Below are 18,771 nucleotides of genomic sequence, written 5' to 3'. Positions count from 1 at the left end.
GTTCTTTAAATTGTGAGTGGAAAATTAAAGATTAAAATTATAATTGCAGGTAGAACCTACCCTTTAAGTGTTAATAACACTAAAGAAGAAGAAGCAATGCGTAAAGCAGCAACTGCAATCAATAAGTTAATTTCTATGTACGAACAAAATTATGCAGTAAGCGATAAACAAGATGTTTTAGCTATGTCTGCATTGCAATTTGCTTCGAAATTAGAGTTATTATCTTTAAATAAAACTGATATTAAAGAAGAAGAAATGCAAAAATTAAATGCCCTTACTAAACTGGTAAGTAGTCATTTAGAATAAGTTCATTAAAATACATTAACAACACACTGCCTACGTTAGTAATTGTTTATTAAACTCAACACTATTCTATTATGAAGGATGAGTCTTAACTACTATAGCATGCCAATAATGCTGAACATTTATACTGAAATTTATTTCAGTCTGATACAGTTTTCATTGGATCCTTGAACAGTTAGTTAGTCCTATAAATGTCATATTGGAGTTTAAAAACCTATCTAACGTAGGCTTTTTTTATACATATAAATTTAAATTATGGAAGGAATGATACTACCCATTATTATGGGAGTTTTAATAGGAATAGCTTTAGGTTTTGTAATCTTTAAATCGATGGAAAAAGCTAAAGGTAAAAAAATGCTTAATGGGGTTAGAAAAGAGGCAGCCACTATCTTAAAAGAAGCTAAAATAGATGCAGAATCTGTTAAGAAAGATAAAATTTTACAAGCAAAAGAAAAATTTATTGAACTTAAATCTGAGCATGAAAAAGTTATTTTAACAAGAGAAAAAAAGATTTCTGATGTAGAGAAAAGAATTAGAGATAGAGAATCTAAAGTGGCATCAGAATATGATAAAAATAAGCGTTTAAATCAATCTTTAGAACAAAAAGAAAAAGATTACGATTATAAACTAGACTTTTTAGAAAAGAAAGAAGATGATTTAGATAAAATGCACAAACGTCATGTAGATATGTTAGAACAAATTTCTGGCTTATCTGCTGAAGAAGCTAAAAAAGAATTGGTTTCTTCTTTAAAAGAGGAAGCAAAATCAGAAGCAATGGCTTTTGTACAAACATCTATTGAAGAAGCAAAATTAACAGCAGAACAAGAAGCAAGAAAAGTTGTTTTAGGAACCATACAAAGAGTGGGTGTAGAGCAAGCTGTAGAAAACTGTGTTTCTGTTTTTAATTTAGAGTCAGATGATGTTAAAGGAAGAATTATTGGTAGAGAAGGACGTAATATTAGAGCCTTAGAAGCTGCAACTGGTGTAGAAATTATTGTTGATGATACTCCTGAAGCAATTATTCTTTCTTGTTTTGATCCTGTTCGTAGAGAAATTGCCCGTTTATCAATGCACAAATTGGTGACAGATGGTAGAATTCACCCAGCAAGAATTGAAGAAATTGTTAAGAAAACCGAAAATCAAATTCACCAAGAAATTATAGAAGTTGGTAAAAGAACAGTGATTGATTTAGGGATTCATGGTTTACATCCAGAATTGATTAAAACTGTAGGTCGTATGAAATACAGATCTTCTTATGGACAAAATTTATTACAACACTCGCGAGAAGTTGCGAATCTTTGTGGAATAATGGCATCAGAATTAGGCTTAAACGCAAAATTAGCCAAAAGAGCAGGTTTGTTGCATGATATTGGTAAAGTACCAAATGAAGAAAGTGAATTACCTCACGCACTTTTAGGAATGCAATGGGCTGAAAAATATGGCGAAAAGGAAGAAGTTTGTAATGCAATTGGAGCTCACCATGATGAAATAGAAATGAAGAGTTTATTGTCTCCAATAGTACAGGTTTGTGATGCAATTTCTGGTGCAAGGCCTGGTGCAAGACGTCAAGTTTTGGATTCTTACATTCAACGTTTAAAAGATTTAGAAGAAATTGCTTTCGGTTTTACTGGGGTTCAAAAAGCCTATGCTATCCAAGCTGGTCGTGAATTACGTGTTATGGTTGAAAGTGATAAAGTAAACGACACAAAAGCGGCTGAATTATCGTTTAGTATTTCGCAAAAAATACAAAATGATATGACGTATCCAGGACAAGTAAAAGTTACTGTAATTAGAGAAACTAGAGCTGTGAATGTGGCTAAATAAAAGCCCATTTTAATCTTCCTATTTCGACTTCGCTCAATATAGACGTCAGGAAGAAACACTCATGAGGAGTTTCACTTCACTCTTATAAAATATTAAATTTTTAAAATCTTGCTTTTAAAAGCAAGATTTTTTTGTTTTACAAGGGGTTTAAACCCCTTGTTAAAGAATCTTCATTCATATTTCTTCCACAAGAGTAAGAGTCCCTTCCCTTTGGGAAGGCTAGGATGGGCCTTTAGAATGGGCTTCTTCTAGGGTGATAAGTTTCCACAACTTCTTTTAAATAACTGGTATCTAAATGAACATAAACTTCTGTTGTAGTGATGCTTTCATGACCTAACATTTGTTGTATTGCTCTTAAATCTGCTCCGTTTTTTAATAAATGTGTTGCAAAAGAATGTCTTAATGTATGTGGACTTATTTTTTTATTCAAGTTTATTTTTACTGATACTTCTTTTAAGATTGTAAAAATCATTTGCCTAGTTAAACCTTTTCCACGTCTGTTTAAAAAGAGCGTATCTTCAAAACCTTTGCTAGGTTTTAAGTGAGTTCTAATTTCATTGATATACATTGATATGTATTTTTGTGCATTGTAATGAATAGGAACAAAACGTTCTTTATCTCCTTTCCCTGTTACTTTTATAAAACCTTCTTCAAAAAATAAATCAGAAATTTTTAGTGTAACTAATTCACTAACTCTTAACCCACAACTGTACATAGTTTCTAAAATAGTTCTGTTTCTTTCACCTTGAGAGTGGCTTAAATCAACAGCTGAAATTAATTCGTTTATTTCTTCTTCGGATAAAGTATCAGGTAATTTTCTACCGATTTTTGGTGTTTCTAATAAATCTGTAGGATTCGTTTCTCTGTAATCTTCAAAAACTAAGTAATCAAAAAAACTTCTTAATCCTGATATTATTCTTGCTTGACTTCTCGGATTTACTTTTTTCGCAAGTTCATAAATAAATTGCTGAACTATAGTTTTATCAATAGAAATAGGAGTTTCTTTAATATCATTTTCTTGAAGAAATAAAATTAATTTATCTAAATCTCTAGAATAACTTTCGATAGTGTTTTGAGATAAACCACGTTCAATTTTTAAATACAATTGATAATCTCTTATTGCGTTTTTCCATTTCATATTGTAAAATTACGATTTATATTTTATGTTTAATAGAGATGATTTTGTTGTTTTGTTTATAATGATAGGTTTAAAAAAAGATAAAACTATAAAAGTGTAATGATAACAAAACATCATTATAGTTCTTAAAAAAAGTGATTGAGTTAAAGTAGAAATTCACATTATTTTAAATTTGTTCAATAATCTTAAAAATAAATATAATGAAAAAAGTAATTTTAGTATTCGCTTTAGTTTTAAGTTCATTAGCTGCAAATGCACAGCTTTCGGTTAGTGTAAATGCAGGTTTACCAGTTTCAGATGTAGAGGAGTTTTCTTCTTTTGCATTAAGTGGAGATGTTGGTTACTCTTTTGCAACTGAAAGCAATTTAATGTTAGGAGTTTCTGTAGGTTTTTTAAATTATTTTGGAAAAGACTATGAGGTATTAGGTACAACTTTTGAGGCTGAATCTACACAGTTTTTACCAGTAGCTGGTTCTTTAATGTTTCGATTAACAGATAGTTTATCAGCAGGTTCTAAGCTTGGTTACGCATTTGGAATTAATGATGGAAATGATGGTGGATTTTATTACAAACCAATGTTAAGTTATGCAGTTGGTAATGAAACAAGTTTATCTTTATTTTATGAAGGTGTTAGTAATGATGGCATCAATGCTAATAATGTAGGTTTAGGATTTACGTTTGGCTTATAATTAAATAATAATAATGAGAATTAAGAAGGAGGTAGATTTGCCTCCTTTTTTTTTATTTAATTTGATTAATTGAAATAAGAAAACCATCCAAATTTTGGATGGTTTATAAAATAAATGAGTTTATTTTTTATAAAGTTTTAGAATAACTACCATTTTTTGGTTGTAAATCTCCAGTAATAATCATTACAAGATCTATAATATACCAAATTCCAAATCCACCTAATGTTATCAATTTAAGAACACCTAGTAAAGTGTATCCTAAATAAAAACGATCAATACCTAAACCACCTAAAAAGATAGATAATAAAAGTGCTGTTGTTTGGCTTTTTCCAGAATAAGAAACAGCTGTGTAATTGGTTACTTCTTCTTTTTCTACAGTATCTCCTTTTGTAATTTCAACAGTTTTAACTGTTTTTTTTACAGGAAAAGATGCTTCAGCTGTAAATGAAAATGCTAGAAAAGCAAATAAAAATGTGTAAATAGTTAATGATTTTTTCATAATAATAGTATTTATTTTAGTTAATTTGCTACTAATGTAATTAAAAAATGGTCATGAAAATAAACAAATATTTAATAATTTGTCTTTTTACTTTTTTAAATATAAATTCTCAAGAAAAGAAGCAGTTTGATTATGAACTACTTGGTGCTATAGTTTTAGATGAAAATCAATTAATTTCTTATAAAATTCAATTTAATGTTGAAGCCAATAACTTTATTCAAGGATACTCTTTAACAGATTTAGATGGAGAAAACGAAACAAAATCATATATAAGAGGTTATTATGATGAAAAAACTGACAATATAAAATTTAACGAAAGTGATATTTTATACACAAAATCTAAATATTTACCTGAAGAATTTTGTTTTATTAGTTTTGATGGAACATTTAAAGGAGATTCAAAAAAGAAACTTTTAGAAGGAGAATTTGTAGGAATTTATGAAGATAAAGATACGTGTGCAACTGGAAAGATTAAGCTGGTTGGAACCAAATTTGTAGAAAAAAAAGTAAAAAAAATCTATAAGAAAGTTAAGAAGATAGATAAAGTAAAAAAAATAGATAGCACTGTTATTGCTGAATTAAAACCAGAAAATTTTTTAAAGAAATTTAGTGAAACAACAATAAAGTCTGGTGAAAAAGTTTCTGTATTTGTGTATTCAAATAAAATTGATGTGGATATTTGGGATTTTGGAATTGAAGATGGAGATATTATAACTATTTTACAAAACGATAAACCCATTTTAGAAAATTTTATAGTAACCAGAAGGAAGAAAAGAATTACGTTGAATTTAGATAAAAAAGAAAATTCATTTAAAATTATAACTGTTAATTCTGGAAAACTAAAAACGAATACTACTAAATTAAAACTATATGATTTTAGAAGAGAATATGAAGTTGTTGCAAATTTAGAAGAAGGAAAAGCTGCCATCATAAATATTGTAAAGTTGACAGTAAAAACAAGTTCACTTAAAAAATAATTAATAAATACTAAATTTAAAGGAAGCATTTTTGCTTCCTTTTTTTTTGCTCAATTTTTAATATCTTTACTTTATGAAAATCATTATTATAAACGGACCAAACTTAAATCTTTTAGGAAAACGTGAACCAGAAATTTATGGCTCAGATACTTTTGAAGATTTTTATAGAACTTTACAATTAAAGTATAAAAATGTAGAATTGTCTTATTTTCAATCGAATATTGAAGGTGAACTTATTAATAAATTACATGAAGTTGGTTTTAGTTTTGATGGTATTATTTTAAATGCAGCTGCTTATACACACACTTCAGTAGGTATTGGAGATGCTGTAAAAGGTATTGAAACACCTGTTGTAGAAGTACATATTTCTAACATTCACGCTCGTGAAGAATTTAGGCAGCATAGCTATATAGCTCCAAATGCAAAAGGTGTTTTATTTGGTTTTGGTTTAAAAGGCTACGAATTAGCTATACAAAGTTTTTTGTAAAGAAATATTATTATTTGTAAACTACTAAAAGTTTTTTAGCTACTGATTTTTTATTTTCGAGCCTCAACAAACATATAATCGCTTGCAGGTGTTGCCAATTTAGAGTCGTAAATTTCATCAAAATTATAAAAACTATTTTTAGAAGAATAGCTTTTAGCTCCTGTAGAAATATAAATTAATGCTCTATCCAATAATGGATCTGAACGTTCACCTAAAACACCTAAATCTCCATAATTTTCACCTAAATCTACTCCAGGAAAATCGGTACTTGCAGGTATTAATCCTCCAGGATAATTCTTATTGTCTTTATTACTAATTTCAAAAACCAAAGGTTGCATTGCATATCTATGATTTGTATTTAAATTATCGCCTGTTCTTTGAAAATTGTCTGAATCATACAAAGTGATAGAACCTACTTGTTTTCCTCTGGTTGTTGTACCTATTAAAGCAACATCAATATAAGAACTTAAAGAATTAATAACCAATTCTGATGCTGATGCTGAACTATTTGTAACAATAAAATAAACGTTATTTAGCCCTAAAGTATTAATGTTTTCTTGGGAAATAACATTTCCACTTGCATCTGTATTTCTAATTTGATTTGTAAAATTATTAATGAATCGATCTGCAGCTAAAGCACTAGTAACTTTACTATTCCAAACTTCTTTAGAATACAACATACCATCAAACTGACCAGTAATCATGCTGCCTAGATACGTTGCAGAACTAACAGATCCTCCTGGATTATATCTTAAATCTATAATTAAATTATCGATATTTTCGGCTTTAAAATTTGCAAAAGCAGCGTTTAATTCGCTATCGTAATTTCTAGCAAATTGGTTGTACATTAAATATCCTATTTTTTGACCTCCATCATTAATTATTTTTGATATTGCAATTGGATTTTCTTGAATTTCAGATTTTGATAAAGAAATAGACGTTCCATTACTAGTTGGATTTCCGTCATTAAAGTCTGCTAAACCAATGGTATAATTCGTAGAACTGCCAAACAGTAAATTACTAAAATTATTTACAGTAAGTTGATTCCCATCAACTTGATTAAAAATCATACCTCTTTTAACGTCTTTAGTAACAGCGTCAGAATTTGGTACTACATAACGTACGTAACCAAATACATTTGTACTTCCGTTTCTGTATTGTACCAACCCAAATTCCATTCCATTGCTTAAATTAATACCTTGAAAAGAGTTTTCTAAGGCAATATAATCATCAACAATTACAGAAAAACGATCTTCTGGTCTGTTTAATAAACTCTCAAAAATACTTTCTTGAGATTCAAAACCTCTAAAATAGGCGTATAATTCGTCAAAATTAGCAAACCTATTATCAGATAAATCAGGCACATCCTTTTGCCATAAATAGTATAAGTTTAAACCTGACCAAATAAAATAATTGATGTCATCATCTGTTGTAGGATCAATAAATGAAGTTTCTTTTCTTTCGCAAGAAAATATAAATAGAATTGCTATTAAAAATAATGTAAATTTTTTCATCTAATTTGTATTTGGCAAATTTTGCTGTATAAAAATGCCTGTGTTTATTGTTTTTTGTGTATTGATGCTATTAAATAAATAATCGAAATTATTAGGATTACAGTTTGTATTAGAAACTGCATTTCCTGTTGAAATATAATTTAAAACGCTATTTAAAATAGGATCTGAATCTTCGCCCAAAACACCTAAATCTAAAATATCTTCATTCTCACAAAGGTTTATGTTTGGTGAAAACCCGTTTTCATAGGTTTGGTCGTTTTTATTTAAGAAACTTAACACTATTGGTTGTAAAGCAACTGTATGAGTTTCGTTTTTCAAAGGAAAATCATAATCTTCAGAATTGTACAATGTAATGGATCCTGTGTTGTTTCCTGCAGTTTGTCTACCAATTATGTGAACGTTTGTATGTGGTTTTAAACTATTAATTAATAATTCAGTTGCAGAAGAACCTTCAAAATTAGTACCATTTAAAATGATGTAAACATCAGTACTATTTAAACTATTTATGTTGATGTTTGAGCCTATTGTTTTTGGAAATTTTGTAATTAATGAATCTGGCTGATTTGCCAAAAACCAACTTTGTGCTTTTGCGTTCCATTGTTCTTTTATTAAAATTTCATCTTCATTTTGCTCTGAAATCATAGAAGCAATTTTTGCAATATTTTTTGAAAAACCACCAGTGCCAATATTGTATCTAAGGTCTAAAATTAATTTAGTAACATTTTGATTCTTAAAGTTTAAAAAGGTGTTATTTAAATCATTAATGTAGTTATTTGAAAAATCATTTTGATACATTAAATAACCAATGTTTTCTTTATTTACAGGAATAACTTTCTCTATAAATGTAGTAGGATATGTATATGCTTGTTTTTCTAAAGAAACTGTCTTTGTGTTTGGGATGATTATTGTTCCATCAAAATTTGCCATTTGTAAAGTAAAAGTATCTGAACCATTTAATAGCAAGTCTTGGAAATTTGTTTTAGTTAGTTGAACCCCATTAACTGCAAAAAAATATTCACCTCTAACAATATTTTTTGTGGATGCATTAGAGTTTGGTAGAATATGAGTTACATATCCTAATACAGTATCGCTATTTGCAGGATTTGCAATAATACCAAACTCTAAACCATTAGTAAATGCTGTTCTTGGTAATGGTTCAGTTAGGGTATTGTAATCTTCTACTAAAGTAGATTTTACATCCGAAGAAATTAATAAACTAGAAAACAGTGTAGTATAATCTGGAAATGACCTTAAATAATTATTTAGTTGTTCATCAGAGTTAAAACGTGTGTCTGCCAAATCTGGCACTAAATCTTGATGTAAATAATAGGCGTTTAAACCTTTCCAAACAAAATCACTAATAACTAAATCTTGAGGAATTTCATATTCTTTTGTACAACCTACTATTGTTGAAATACATATTAATAGTAAAATAATTTTGAAATTAATCTTCATGTAAAAATGTATATAGATTCTAGTAAATTTAACGCAATTTAAACTTTTTTAGTATTTATTTGAAATAAGAAGTAACAAAATAAATTATGAATCGTCTTAATTATGTAAACCTGATATATGAGATGAAAAAATATCAGAAAAACAACATTAACCAATGAACCAGTCAGACTTTTTAAAAGTTGTTTTACCTTTTAAAGATAAGGTTTTTAGATTAGCAAAAAGATTGCTAGTATCTAGAGAAGAAGCAGAAGATGCCACTCAAGAACTTATTTTTAAGTTATGGAAAAACAAAGAAAAAATTGGCAACTATAATAATGTAGAAGCTTTTGCAATGACTATGACAAAAAATTATTGTTATGATCGCTTAAAAAGTAAGCAAGCCAGTAATTTAACATTAGTACACAGTAATTATAAAGAAAAAGATACGTCTTTAGATAAAAAGTTGGAATATCAAGACAGTGTAAACCAAGTACATTTATTGATAGAAAAATTACCAGAACAACAAAAAATAATCATTCAATTAAGAGATATTGAAGAATATGATTTTGATGAGATTTGTAAAATGGTAGATATGAAACCAACAGCAGTAAGAGTTGCTTTGTCTAGAGCAAGAAAAACAATAAGAGAAGAATTAATTAAAAAACACAACTATGGAGTTAGCTAACATAGAAAAATTAGTAGAAAAATACGAAAATGCAACAACTACTTTGCAAGAAGAAGCAATCCTTAAAAACTATTTTACAAAAGAGGATGTTGCACCACATTTGCAAGAGTACAAATTAATGTTTGCGTATTTTAATACTGCCAAAGAAGATACGTATACAAAACCCATTAAGCTAGAACCTAAAAAATCTAAGAAGAGAAACTTAAAATGGCTTTCTGTTGCAGCATCTGTAGCACTTTTGCTTAGTGTATTTGTAGGTAAACATCAATTTGATGAATATCAACAAAGAAAAAAAGCAGAAAAAATTTATGCAGATCTTACTAATGGACTAAAACTATTGTCTACAAACCTTAAAAAAGGCGAACAAGCTGTAGCCACTTTATACACTGTGGAAGACAAAGTAAATGAAGCATTAAAATAATAAAAAAGATAAACCAAGTAAAAATAGTAAAACCAAGTAAATACAGTAATTATGAAAAAAATAATAATATTAATAGCGTTTATAGTAGCACCAATGTTCGCAAACGCGCAAAGTATCTTTGATAGTTTAGAAGATATGGATGGAGTAGATATGGTAATTGTTACCAAAGATGCTTTCGAATTGTTAAACAAATTTAAATCTAAAGATATTAAAAACGATGGTAATGAAGTGATGCAAGCTTTTGAAATCATTAACGATTTAAAAGAGTTTAAAATGTTTTCCACAAGTAATTTAGAGATTGCTTCTAAAATGGAGAAAATGGTAAACTCGTCTATCAAAAACTCGAATTTAACCCAATTAATGCGAATAAAACAAGATGATTCTCGTATTAAAATTTATGTAAAAGCAACAAAAAATAAAGATTACGTAAGTGAGGTTTTAATGTTTATAAAAGGGATTGATAAAGAAACAAAAGGATTGTCTGAAGCTATGGTGATGTCTTTAACTGGTAATATAGACATCAACAAAATGTCTGACTTTACAGATAAAATTGTAAAAGAAAACCAATAAAATTAACCAAGATTAAAAAGTCGGGTTTGTAATTAATTCGGCTTTTTATTTTAAAAAATATATACACAATGAAAAAATTTACCACCTTATGTTCTTTAGTCTTTTTAGTCCTTTTTGCAACTGCTTGTAAAAACGAAAAATCGCTACAGAGTTATTTAGTAGAAGCCAATGAGAAAGCAGGATTTTCTTCTATAGATGTACCTGTAAGTTCAGTATTAAGTCCTAAAGCAGATGTTTCAGATGATGTAAAAGAAACTATTAAAAGCATCAAAAAAATAAATGTTGTGTTTCTTCAAAAAACTCAAGAAAATGAAACTGTTTACGAAACTGAAAAAGCAACGTTAAAAAATATTTTTAAAGATAATAAAGAGTATAAAACTTTATCATCTATGAAAATGAAAGGAATGAATATGAATATTTATTACTCAGGAGAAACAGATTCAATAGATGAAATTGTTGCTTTTGGATATAGTCAAGAAGTTGGAGTAGGAGTAGCCAGGTTGTTGGGAGAAAATATGAACCCTTCAAAAATTATGGAAGTAATTAGTGACATGGAAATGGATCCAAGCAACTTACAAAGTTTTAGTGCTATTTTTAAAGGAAAATAAAACTCAAAAATTTGTCAAAAAAAAGGAGGTCGTCTAAAAAGCATTTTTTAGGCGATTTTTTATTTTGTTAATTTTTTCTTTCGATTTTTTAAGAATGATTTAAAAAATACTCAGATTTAAAAAAAGTATAGTTTTTCTAAATAGTTAAACTGTACTTTTTTAAGTTATGTGCCATTGCAATTAGCCCTATTTCAACATTTACTTTACGGGTTCCTCTTAGCATAAATCGTTTAAAGTTCATGTTTTGTTTGATATTTCCAAAAACAGCTTCTACATCCCAACAGCGTTGTTTTCGCTTTGCAATGCCTTGTTCAGAGTTGAGTAATATTTTAGCTTTTGATTTTAATCGTATTAAATTATAATTCCTTTCTATAACTCGATTTGTTTTTGATTTATGACATAGTGTTCTTAAAGGGCAACCTTTACAGTTTTGTGCTTGGTATCTGTGTATTTCTTGGATAAATCCGTTCTTAGTATTTCTTTTATAAGTATCTATAAGTTTCATTTCTTGTCCTATAGGACAGTAATAAAGATCTTTCTCTCTATTATAATGTAATTCATTAGGATGGAAAGGATTTGTTTTTCCTCTTTTTTTATCTAATTGCTCTTTATGGAAGTAATTGTATTTTACAAAAGCGGTAATTTCTTTATCTTCTAAATCTGTATAATTTTCTTCACTTCCATAGCCTGCATCTGCTGTGAGCGTCTCTGGAGTTTGGTCATAATTTTCGATATGATTGTTAAGGTGTTCTTTTAAAGTAGTGGTGTCTGCTGTGGTTTGTGCTAAAGTGTAATTGGTAAGGTATTGATTGTTGGTAGAGGCTTGTATATTATAGGCAGGTTTGAGTTGTCCATTTTGCATATGATCATCTTTCATTCGCATAAAAGTAGCGTCATTATCAGTTTTACTATAACTATTTCTACCCTGTAAAATAGCTTCTTGTTTTTCATATTTCGCTAAATTAGCTGGCCAGTTTTTCTTGGCATAATTCAGCTTCTGCTTTACTTTTTTATCAATTACTTTGCCTTGTAAAACTTCATTTATTTTATCAATTGTAGCTTCAACTTGCTCCGCATTTATCTGCTCAAAATCTGGTGTATTGGGTATATGTTGTTCCTCTTTGTAAACCTTCTCTACATAAGACCAAAGCTCTTTCAACTGTTTTTCAATGCGAGTTTTACTGGTTTTAATAGATTTACCCCAAACAAAAGTATAGCGATTTGCATTGGCTTCTATTTTAGTACCATCTACAAAAATATCTTTTAAACTGATAACTCCTTGCTCAACAAGCAGTAAAACTACTTGATGGAATATGGGCTTGAAATGTTCTTGAAGTCTTTTACCTCTAAAATCATTAATTGTGTTATGATCAGGTTTGTTTTGTCCACTTAACCACATAAAATGGATGTTCTCTGATAAAGCTTGTTCTATTTTTCTTGAAGAATATAAATTACGTAAATAAGCATAAATTAATATTTTTAGCAACATTCTTGGGTGATAGCTTGAGGTGCCTCCACCTTTATAACTCTCTTCTAATTTACTAATATCTACATGGTCTATAATCGTATTAACAATACGAACTGGATGATTCTTTGGAACTAAATCATCATAACTGGGAGGTAAAAGACTCAACTGATCTTGAGTGTAAGTCTTAAAAACAACTTTTCTGCTCATTCTTAAAAATACGAAATTCTTTAAAAATTTGCAAAAAAAAAGACTGCCTTTTCAGACAGCCTCCTTTTTTGTGCTTTATATTTCGAATTATAATTCTAAAGACACTCCAAATATAATTTGATTTGTTCTATTGTCAACTCTTTGTGTATTTGCAAATTTCGCTTCATTTTCAGATAAACCTCTTTCCCATCTTACATCGATTCCTAATTTACCAAACTCTACACCAGCACCAAATTGTACACCAACAGAAAATTTATCAAACTCATCTGTAGTTAAATTATTGAAGCTAATGTCATCATCTAAAATATACTGAAAAGAAGGACCAACGAATGCATTCGCAAAACCTAGAAACTTTTTACCAATTAAAACAGGAACATCAATTTTTTTGAATGAATAATCTTCACTACCACTTTGTTGCTCAAACTCGGTTTTAACCTGTGTATACAACAACTCTGGTCTTATATACAAACCTAAAATTGGTATTTTACCTCTAAACCACAAACCTGTATGAAAACCAGTTTTTGCACTTGCACCATCAGCAATATCATTGGTTGCATTTTTAAAAGATTCTTCACCATTATTATTATAATTGATTCCTCCTTTAATTCCAAAATCTACTTGTGCATTTGCAAAATGAATCATTCCAAAAGCGAGTACAAAAAATAAAACTATTTTTTTCATAATTATTTGATTTAAGTTATATGTAGTAAAACGTACTTATTTTCTAGAAATTACTTTTTTAACAGCTTTTACAACAGCTTCTGCATCCAAACCATACTTTTTCATTAATTGTTCTGGAGTTCCAGACTCACCAAAAGTATCATTCGTACCTACAAATTCTTGCACTGTTGGTGCATTTAAAGACAATGTTCTTGCAACACTTTCTCCTAAACCACCAATAATGTTATGTTCTTCTGCTGTAACTATACAACCCGTTTTTGCAACAGATTTTAAGATAATTTCTTCATCTAAAGGCTTTATTGTATGAATGTTAATTACTTCAACAGATATTCCTTCAGCTTCTAATTTCTCTGCTGCTTGTAAAGACTCCCAAACTAAATGACCAGTTGCAACAATGGTTACATCTGTTCCTTCCGTTAATTGAATTCCTTTTCCTATTTCAAATTTGGCATCAGTTGGCATAAAAACTGGCACTTTTGGTCTTCCAAAACGCAAATAAACTGGGCCATCAAAATCTGCAATTGCAATTGTTGCTGCTTTGGTTTGGTTGTAATCACAAGGATTTATAACCGTCATTCCAGGCAACATTTTCATCAAACCAATATCTTCTAAAATTTGGTGTGTTGCTCCATCTTCACCTAAAGTTACACCTGCATGAGAAGCGCATATTTTTACATTTTTACCAGAATACGCAACAGATTGGCGGATTTGATCATACACTCTTCCTGTAGAAAAATTAGCAAAAGTTCCTGTAAAAGGAATTTTACCACCAATAGTTAAACCAGCTGCAATACCAATCATATTTGCTTCTGCAATACCAACTTGGAAAAATCTTTCAGGATTTTCTTCTATAAATTGATCCATTTTTAAAGAACCAATTAAATCTGCACATAAAGCAACAACGTTTGGATTTGTTCTTCCTAATTCTGTTAGGCCATCACCAAAACCTGAACGTGTATCTTTCTTTTCTGTGAATGTGTATTTTTTCATTATAAATAGTATGTTGTAAAATTTTGCGTAAAAATAAACTTTTATTTTTCTTTAGAGCAAAGAAAATAGATTTAAGAAAAAAGACTTATTAAAAAGTTATTCAAAAAATCTTATTATTTATAAGTCCATCAAAGTTTCGTAAAGTTTATGAACAGGCAAACCCACTACATTAAAATAACTTCCTTCAATTTTATCGATTCCAATAAAGCCAATCCACTCTTGAATTCCATATGCTCCAGCTTTGTCAAAAGGTTTATAATTTTTGATGTAATAATTGATTTCTTCATCAGAAATATTTTTAAAATAAACTGAAGTTACATCACTTATAATCTTTTGAAAATTGTTGTTTTTAATGCTGATAGATGTAATTACTTCGTGCTTTTTCCCTGATAAATTTTGTAACATTTTAAATGCATCAGCTTCATTTTTTGGTTTTCCTAAAGCTTTGTTTTCTAACCAAACAATCGTGTCTGAAGTTATTAAAAGGTCTTTATCCGTTAAATTTATAAACGCTTTCGATTTTAAATCGGCTAAAAACTCAGTAATTTCTATGCCTTTTAATTCTTTTGGATAAATTTCTTCAACTTCTTTCAGTTGAATTGTAAAATCGAGATTTAAATCTTTAAAAAACTGTTGTCTTCTTGGAGATTTAGAAGCTAATATTATATTGTAATCTTTAAGCTTTTCTTTAAGCATCAGCAATAAAATTTAAGCGTTAAATTTCTTTTTAATTCTGGCTAAATCACGCTTATTATCTCTGTCTTTAATTACATTACGCTTATCATGCGTTTGTTTACCTTTTGCTAAAGCTATTTCTAATTTGGCAAAACCTCTATCATTAATAAAAAGTTTTAAAGGCACAATTGTATTTCCTTTTGCTTCCACATCTTTTTTTAAGCTACGTAATTCTCTTTTATTCAATAATAATCTACGTTCGCTTTTTGGTTTATGGTTAAAGTGATGCCCAAACATATATTCTTGAATGTACATATTTACGATAAACAATTCTCCACGATCATTAAATTCACAAAAGCTTTCTGTAATTCTTGCTTGGCTTAATCGTATCGATTTTATTTCGGTTCCTGTTAATTGAATTCCAGCAACAAATTTGTCGAGAATTTCATATTCGAAACGCGCTTTTTTATTCTGTATGTTAATTTTTTTCTGCAACGTAAAAGTGTTTTTTTATGATGATTTATGCTATAGAAAAACATAAAAAATTGATAAAATTTAAGTTTATAATCAATTTAACAAAGATACATTTTTACATTCAAGAAAGAAATGTAATTTTGAAATCTATTTGCAATCAACCAAAAAACCTTTAATGAAATATTTTCTATTCTTTTTTTCTATTCTTTTATGTTCTTGTTCATCTACAGAAAAAAAATTAACAGCTCAACAAATTATTGATAAAACAATTGTTGCCTCTGGAACTGATAAAGTTGAAAATTCAAAAATTACCTTCAGTTTTAGAGATTTGAATTATACAGCCATTAGAAATAATGGCAAATTTGAGTTAATAAGAGAGTTAGACATGATTAAAGATGTTTTAACCAATGATGGTTTTACACGTTTTATTGAAGGAAATGAAGCCGAAATTGACGAAGAAATGAATCAGAAAATTACCAATTCCATTAATTCTGTACATTATTTTTCTGTGTTGCCTTTTGGTTTGAATGATAAAGCTGTTCGTAAAAAATTACTGCCATCAACAAGTATAAAAGACAAAGAATATTATAAAGTTGAAATTTCTTTTGTAGAAAATGGAGGAGGAGAGGACTTTGAGGATATTTTTATTTATTGGATTGGAAAACAAGATTTTTTAATTGATTATTTAGCCTATTCGTATCATATAAATGGAGGTGGAAAACGTTTTAGAGTTCTAAAAGAACAATGCAACAAAAACGGAATTCGTTTTGTTGATTATCAGAATTACAAACCGTTATCAAAAGAAATTAAGCTCACAAATTTAGATAAAGCTTTTGAAAACGATCAACTTGAAAAAATTTCTGAAATAGTTTTAGAAGATATTAAAGTTGAACTTTTAGATTAATTAGGCACTTTCAGAAGTAGTTTAATTTTTTGAAAATTATTTTAAAAAAGTGATAGAAAATTATAATTTTCTATCACTTTTTTAATTTATATACCTTTTTTATGTTTCGCAGTAACCTTATTGCATAGTTATCCTGTGTTTTTAATTTTTATTTTAAAAATTTAGGCTACTTTTTGTAAAATTTGATTTTGCATTCTTCTGCCAATTTCAAGGCAATTTGCAGTATGAATACCAAAGAATATCCAAAGTATTTCTGTTGGTTTGGTTTTCGCTTTTATCTTTTTTAGATGATAATGTTCCTTTTCTTTACCAAAACCCCCCTCTAATCTAGAAGCTCTTTCTTTGGTAATCATTTTTTTGAGCTTTTTTTGCTCTTTATGATGCTTTGAAGGTCTTCCTTTAGGTTTGAAGTCTGTTTGTATATGGTTTGAAGTTGCAAAAACTCTGTTCTTATTCGTTGCATAAATAGCATCTGCACCAAGTATTTTAATTTTCCTATTGGTTAATCCTTGTGCCTTATAAACTGTATTTTTAAATTGTGTCCCTTCATTAAAGTTATCAAAACTTATTTTCTGTATAAAGTTAATTCCATCAATTTGAAGTTTGTTTACTTTTGCCCCAAATTCTACTTTTTTTATCTCTTTTCCTCTCACTATTGGACGTAAGTAATCTTTGCTTATGCTTACGATTCTATTCTTTGGTTTTTCTCCTTTCTCAAACAGTAAATACTGTTGTGAGAATATTTTTTTTACTGTATTTAGTGTTTTATAAAAACGATTTGGCATTGTAAAATAATGTTGTTTTTCAAGAGTTTTAATCTCCGCTAATAATTTGCGTAATAGTTTTAAAAAAGCTCTTGTTATGGAGGTTCTTTTCTTTGTTGTTTTTCTTCGCATTTTACTATAACCAACATATCTTTTTGACCATTTCAAGTATTTGGTTCTAGGAAGTTTTACACATAAAGATTTACAAATTATCTTCATTTGTTTATAGCACCAGTCAACAGATTCTTTCAATAGTTTTTGATCTGTTGGATAGCGAACTTCACTCTCATAACAAGTGGCATCTGTTGTTGCTTTTTCTTGTTCATCAATATATTTACTCCAATAATTAAATAGTATTTTTTCTGTTGAACTAATGTTTAAATCAGCAGCTAATTCGCAACGTATTTGACTCACTATTTTATAGTTTTCAAGGGTATCAAATCCTAAATAAATACCACAAAAAAACTGATAATTATAATTGGAATTCAACTGCTCAATCAAACGCTTATCAGAACAACAAGCATAATGTTTTAAAAACATTAAACCTAATTTTCCTTGAGGGCTAAAAATACAGTCTGGTCCTTTGATAGCTTCTGTAATTTTAAATGATTTGACTAAATTTTTCCAAGGAATTGCACTGTAAATTTTACCTAAATCAGACATTAAAAAACGTGCTTTGAATTTTTCTAATTCCTCTGTAGAGGATAAAAAAGAAAAAGAGTACTGGAAGTCAGAAATTCTTCGTATTTTCATATTTGTAAAAAAGAAAAACCCCGTTTTTTAGGCTTTTTGCCTATTTACGGGGTTTGGTTTATCTAAAATACAACTTATTTAACTGATAAACAAGTGTTTATTTAATTCTGAAAGTGCCTAATTAATTTTCTATTTTTTCAACAGAACTCGTTTTGTCATCGCCAGAAATAGTTACTTTATAAAGACTAGCATTGTCATGATCATCCATATTTTCGTATTTCTTTTCGCCTAAAATTTCATTGGCAAAAACTGGAGTTGTGTTGCTATGACCAACCACTAAAACAGTTTTTCCTTTGGTATTAGCTTGAAAAATTGAATCGTACATTTTAGAAGGATTATAGAATTGTAACTCTATTTTCTTGCTCATTGCTGTTGGAGTTGCTGTTTGAATGGTTCTATTATAATTGGTAGAATACACAGCATCTAATTCAATATCTTTAAAATAAGTGGCCCATTTTTGTGCTCTTTTTTCACCTTCAAAACTTAAATTAGGATTGTTGTTGGTCTTATCAAATCTGTCTTTTTCTGAATGACGAATTAAATAATAAGTCGTAGTTTCATCAGAAGAACAAGAAACCAATAGACTAAAAGCAAAGACAAAAAGGAAGAAATATTTTTTCATAAGGTTGATATTGATTGTCAAATATACTTAAAAAAGAAAAAGCGACACTTTTTCAAGCATCACTTTTTCCGAACGAACTAATCA

General features: G+C 28.7%; 21 protein-coding genes. 10 read left to right on the top strand and 11 right to left on the bottom strand.

All coding sequences use genetic code 11. From position 1 onward, the window contains the following. Window positions 1–12 precede the first annotated feature (12 nt). Both P161_RS0115685 and rny read left to right on the top strand, forming a co-directional pair. Window positions 13–306 (top strand): cell division protein ZapA, encoded by a 294-nt coding sequence (locus P161_RS0115685; protein WP_026777845.1) that lies wholly within the window; start codon window positions 13–15, stop codon window positions 304–306. Window positions 307–558: 252 nt separating this feature from the next. Further along, entirely contained in the window at window positions 559–2,127 is a 1,569-nt protein-coding gene (gene rny, locus P161_RS0115680) for a ribonuclease Y (protein WP_026777844.1), read from the top strand. A gap of 232 nt (window positions 2,128–2,359) precedes the next feature. Here rny and xerD read toward each other — a convergent pair whose 3' ends face one another. Continuing rightward, window positions 2,360–3,265 carry a site-specific tyrosine recombinase XerD gene (gene xerD / locus P161_RS0115675; protein ID WP_026777843.1) on the bottom strand — a complete coding sequence of 302 codons (906 nt, stop codon included), beginning with the start codon at window positions 3,263–3,265 and terminating at the stop codon, window positions 2,360–2,362. A gap of 200 nt (window positions 3,266–3,465) precedes the next feature. Between xerD and P161_RS19190 the strand changes: the two genes are divergently transcribed. After that, window positions 3,466–3,954: an outer membrane beta-barrel protein gene (locus P161_RS19190; protein ID WP_026777842.1), complete on the top strand. Its 489-nt coding sequence runs from the start codon at window positions 3,466–3,468 to the stop codon at window positions 3,952–3,954. Between the two features lie 127 nt (window positions 3,955–4,081). On the opposite strand, the gene P161_RS0115665 is transcribed toward P161_RS19190, so the two are convergent. Then, window positions 4,082–4,453, bottom strand: coding sequence for a TM2 domain-containing protein (locus P161_RS0115665; RefSeq protein ID WP_026777841.1), 372 nt, complete (start codon window positions 4,451–4,453; stop codon window positions 4,082–4,084). A gap of 53 nt (window positions 4,454–4,506) precedes the next feature. Between P161_RS0115665 and P161_RS0115660 the strand changes: the two genes are divergently transcribed. Together P161_RS0115660 and aroQ are read left to right on the top strand one after the other, a co-directional pair. Continuing rightward, the gene (locus tag P161_RS0115660; protein ID WP_026777840.1) at window positions 4,507–5,430 is read left to right on the top strand and encodes a hypothetical protein; all 924 of its coding nucleotides are present in this window, start codon (window positions 4,507–4,509) and stop codon (window positions 5,428–5,430) included. A 73-nt stretch (window positions 5,431–5,503) separates the two neighbouring features. Next, a complete protein-coding gene (aroQ, locus tag P161_RS0115655; protein WP_026777839.1) occupies window positions 5,504–5,917 on the top strand; it encodes a type II 3-dehydroquinate dehydratase in 414 nt (137 codons plus the stop codon). 50 nt (window positions 5,918–5,967) lie between these two features. Here aroQ and P161_RS0115650 read toward each other — a convergent pair whose 3' ends face one another. After that, window positions 5,968–7,431, bottom strand: coding sequence for a S41 family peptidase (locus tag P161_RS0115650; protein WP_026777838.1), 1,464 nt, complete (start codon window positions 7,429–7,431; stop codon window positions 5,968–5,970). Next, a complete protein-coding gene (locus P161_RS0115645) occupies window positions 7,432–8,886 on the bottom strand; it encodes a S41 family peptidase (RefSeq protein WP_026777837.1) in 1,455 nt (484 codons plus the stop codon). A gap of 154 nt (window positions 8,887–9,040) precedes the next feature. Between P161_RS0115645 and P161_RS0115640 the strand changes: the two genes are divergently transcribed. From P161_RS0115640 to P161_RS0115625, 4 genes are all read left to right on the top strand, one after another. Continuing rightward, a complete protein-coding gene (locus P161_RS0115640; RefSeq protein WP_026777836.1) occupies window positions 9,041–9,550 on the top strand; it encodes an RNA polymerase sigma factor in 510 nt (169 codons plus the stop codon). Further along, the gene (locus P161_RS0115635; RefSeq protein WP_026777835.1) at window positions 9,537–9,971 is read left to right on the top strand and encodes a hypothetical protein; all 435 of its coding nucleotides are present in this window, start codon (window positions 9,537–9,539) and stop codon (window positions 9,969–9,971) included. Before P161_RS0115640 ends, P161_RS0115635 begins: the two co-directional genes overlap by 14 nt. 51 nt (window positions 9,972–10,022) lie before the next feature. Further along, window positions 10,023–10,541 carry a DUF4252 domain-containing protein gene (locus P161_RS0115630; protein ID WP_026777834.1) on the top strand — a complete coding sequence of 173 codons (519 nt, stop codon included), beginning with the start codon at window positions 10,023–10,025 and terminating at the stop codon, window positions 10,539–10,541. A 68-nt stretch (window positions 10,542–10,609) separates the two neighbouring features. Beyond that, window positions 10,610–11,149: a DUF4252 domain-containing protein gene (locus P161_RS0115625; RefSeq protein ID WP_026777833.1), complete on the top strand. Its 540-nt coding sequence runs from the start codon at window positions 10,610–10,612 to the stop codon at window positions 11,147–11,149. A 136-nt stretch (window positions 11,150–11,285) separates the two neighbouring features. On the opposite strand, the gene P161_RS0115620 is transcribed toward P161_RS0115625, so the two are convergent. From P161_RS0115620 to smpB, 5 genes are all read right to left on the bottom strand, one after another. Then, window positions 11,286–12,824 (bottom strand): IS1182 family transposase, encoded by a 1,539-nt coding sequence (locus P161_RS0115620; RefSeq protein WP_026775472.1) that lies wholly within the window; start codon window positions 12,822–12,824, stop codon window positions 11,286–11,288. A gap of 87 nt (window positions 12,825–12,911) precedes the next feature. After that, window positions 12,912–13,505: an outer membrane beta-barrel protein gene (locus P161_RS0115615; protein ID WP_026777832.1), complete on the bottom strand. Its 594-nt coding sequence runs from the start codon at window positions 13,503–13,505 to the stop codon at window positions 12,912–12,914. 36 nt (window positions 13,506–13,541) lie between these two features. Next, a complete protein-coding gene (locus P161_RS0115610) occupies window positions 13,542–14,495 on the bottom strand; it encodes a transketolase family protein (RefSeq protein ID WP_026777831.1) in 954 nt (317 codons plus the stop codon). A gap of 117 nt (window positions 14,496–14,612) precedes the next feature. Continuing rightward, a complete protein-coding gene (locus tag P161_RS0115605) occupies window positions 14,613–15,191 on the bottom strand; it encodes a Maf family nucleotide pyrophosphatase (RefSeq protein WP_026777830.1) in 579 nt (192 codons plus the stop codon). Window positions 15,192–15,203: 12 nt separating this feature from the next. Continuing rightward, window positions 15,204–15,665 (bottom strand): SsrA-binding protein SmpB, encoded by a 462-nt coding sequence (gene smpB, locus P161_RS0115600; protein WP_026777829.1) that lies wholly within the window; start codon window positions 15,663–15,665, stop codon window positions 15,204–15,206. A 154-nt stretch (window positions 15,666–15,819) separates the two neighbouring features. Here smpB and P161_RS0115595 point away from each other — a divergent pair, with 154 nt between their 5' ends. Continuing rightward, complete coding sequence (locus P161_RS0115595; protein WP_026777828.1) at window positions 15,820–16,548, top strand: DUF6503 family protein; 729 nt, start codon at window positions 15,820–15,822, stop codon at window positions 16,546–16,548. 161 nt (window positions 16,549–16,709) lie between these two features. Here P161_RS0115595 and P161_RS19965 read toward each other — a convergent pair whose 3' ends face one another. Together P161_RS19965 and P161_RS0115585 are read right to left on the bottom strand one after the other, a co-directional pair. After that, on the bottom strand, window positions 16,710–18,065 hold the full coding sequence (locus tag P161_RS19965; protein ID WP_026775629.1) for a transposase: 1,356 nt from the start codon (window positions 18,063–18,065) through the stop codon (window positions 16,710–16,712). A gap of 121 nt (window positions 18,066–18,186) precedes the next feature. Continuing rightward, window positions 18,187–18,687, bottom strand: coding sequence for a histidine phosphatase family protein (locus P161_RS0115585; protein WP_026777827.1), 501 nt, complete (start codon window positions 18,685–18,687; stop codon window positions 18,187–18,189). Window positions 18,688–18,771 lie beyond the last annotated feature (84 nt).

The organism is Polaribacter sp. Hel_I_88 (assembly GCF_000687935.1).
In the GTDB taxonomy this organism is placed as follows: domain Bacteria; phylum Bacteroidota; class Bacteroidia; order Flavobacteriales; family Flavobacteriaceae; genus Polaribacter.
The sequence above is the reverse complement of the archived record's forward strand: the minus strand, read 5'-3'. Positions and strand labels throughout refer to the sequence as shown.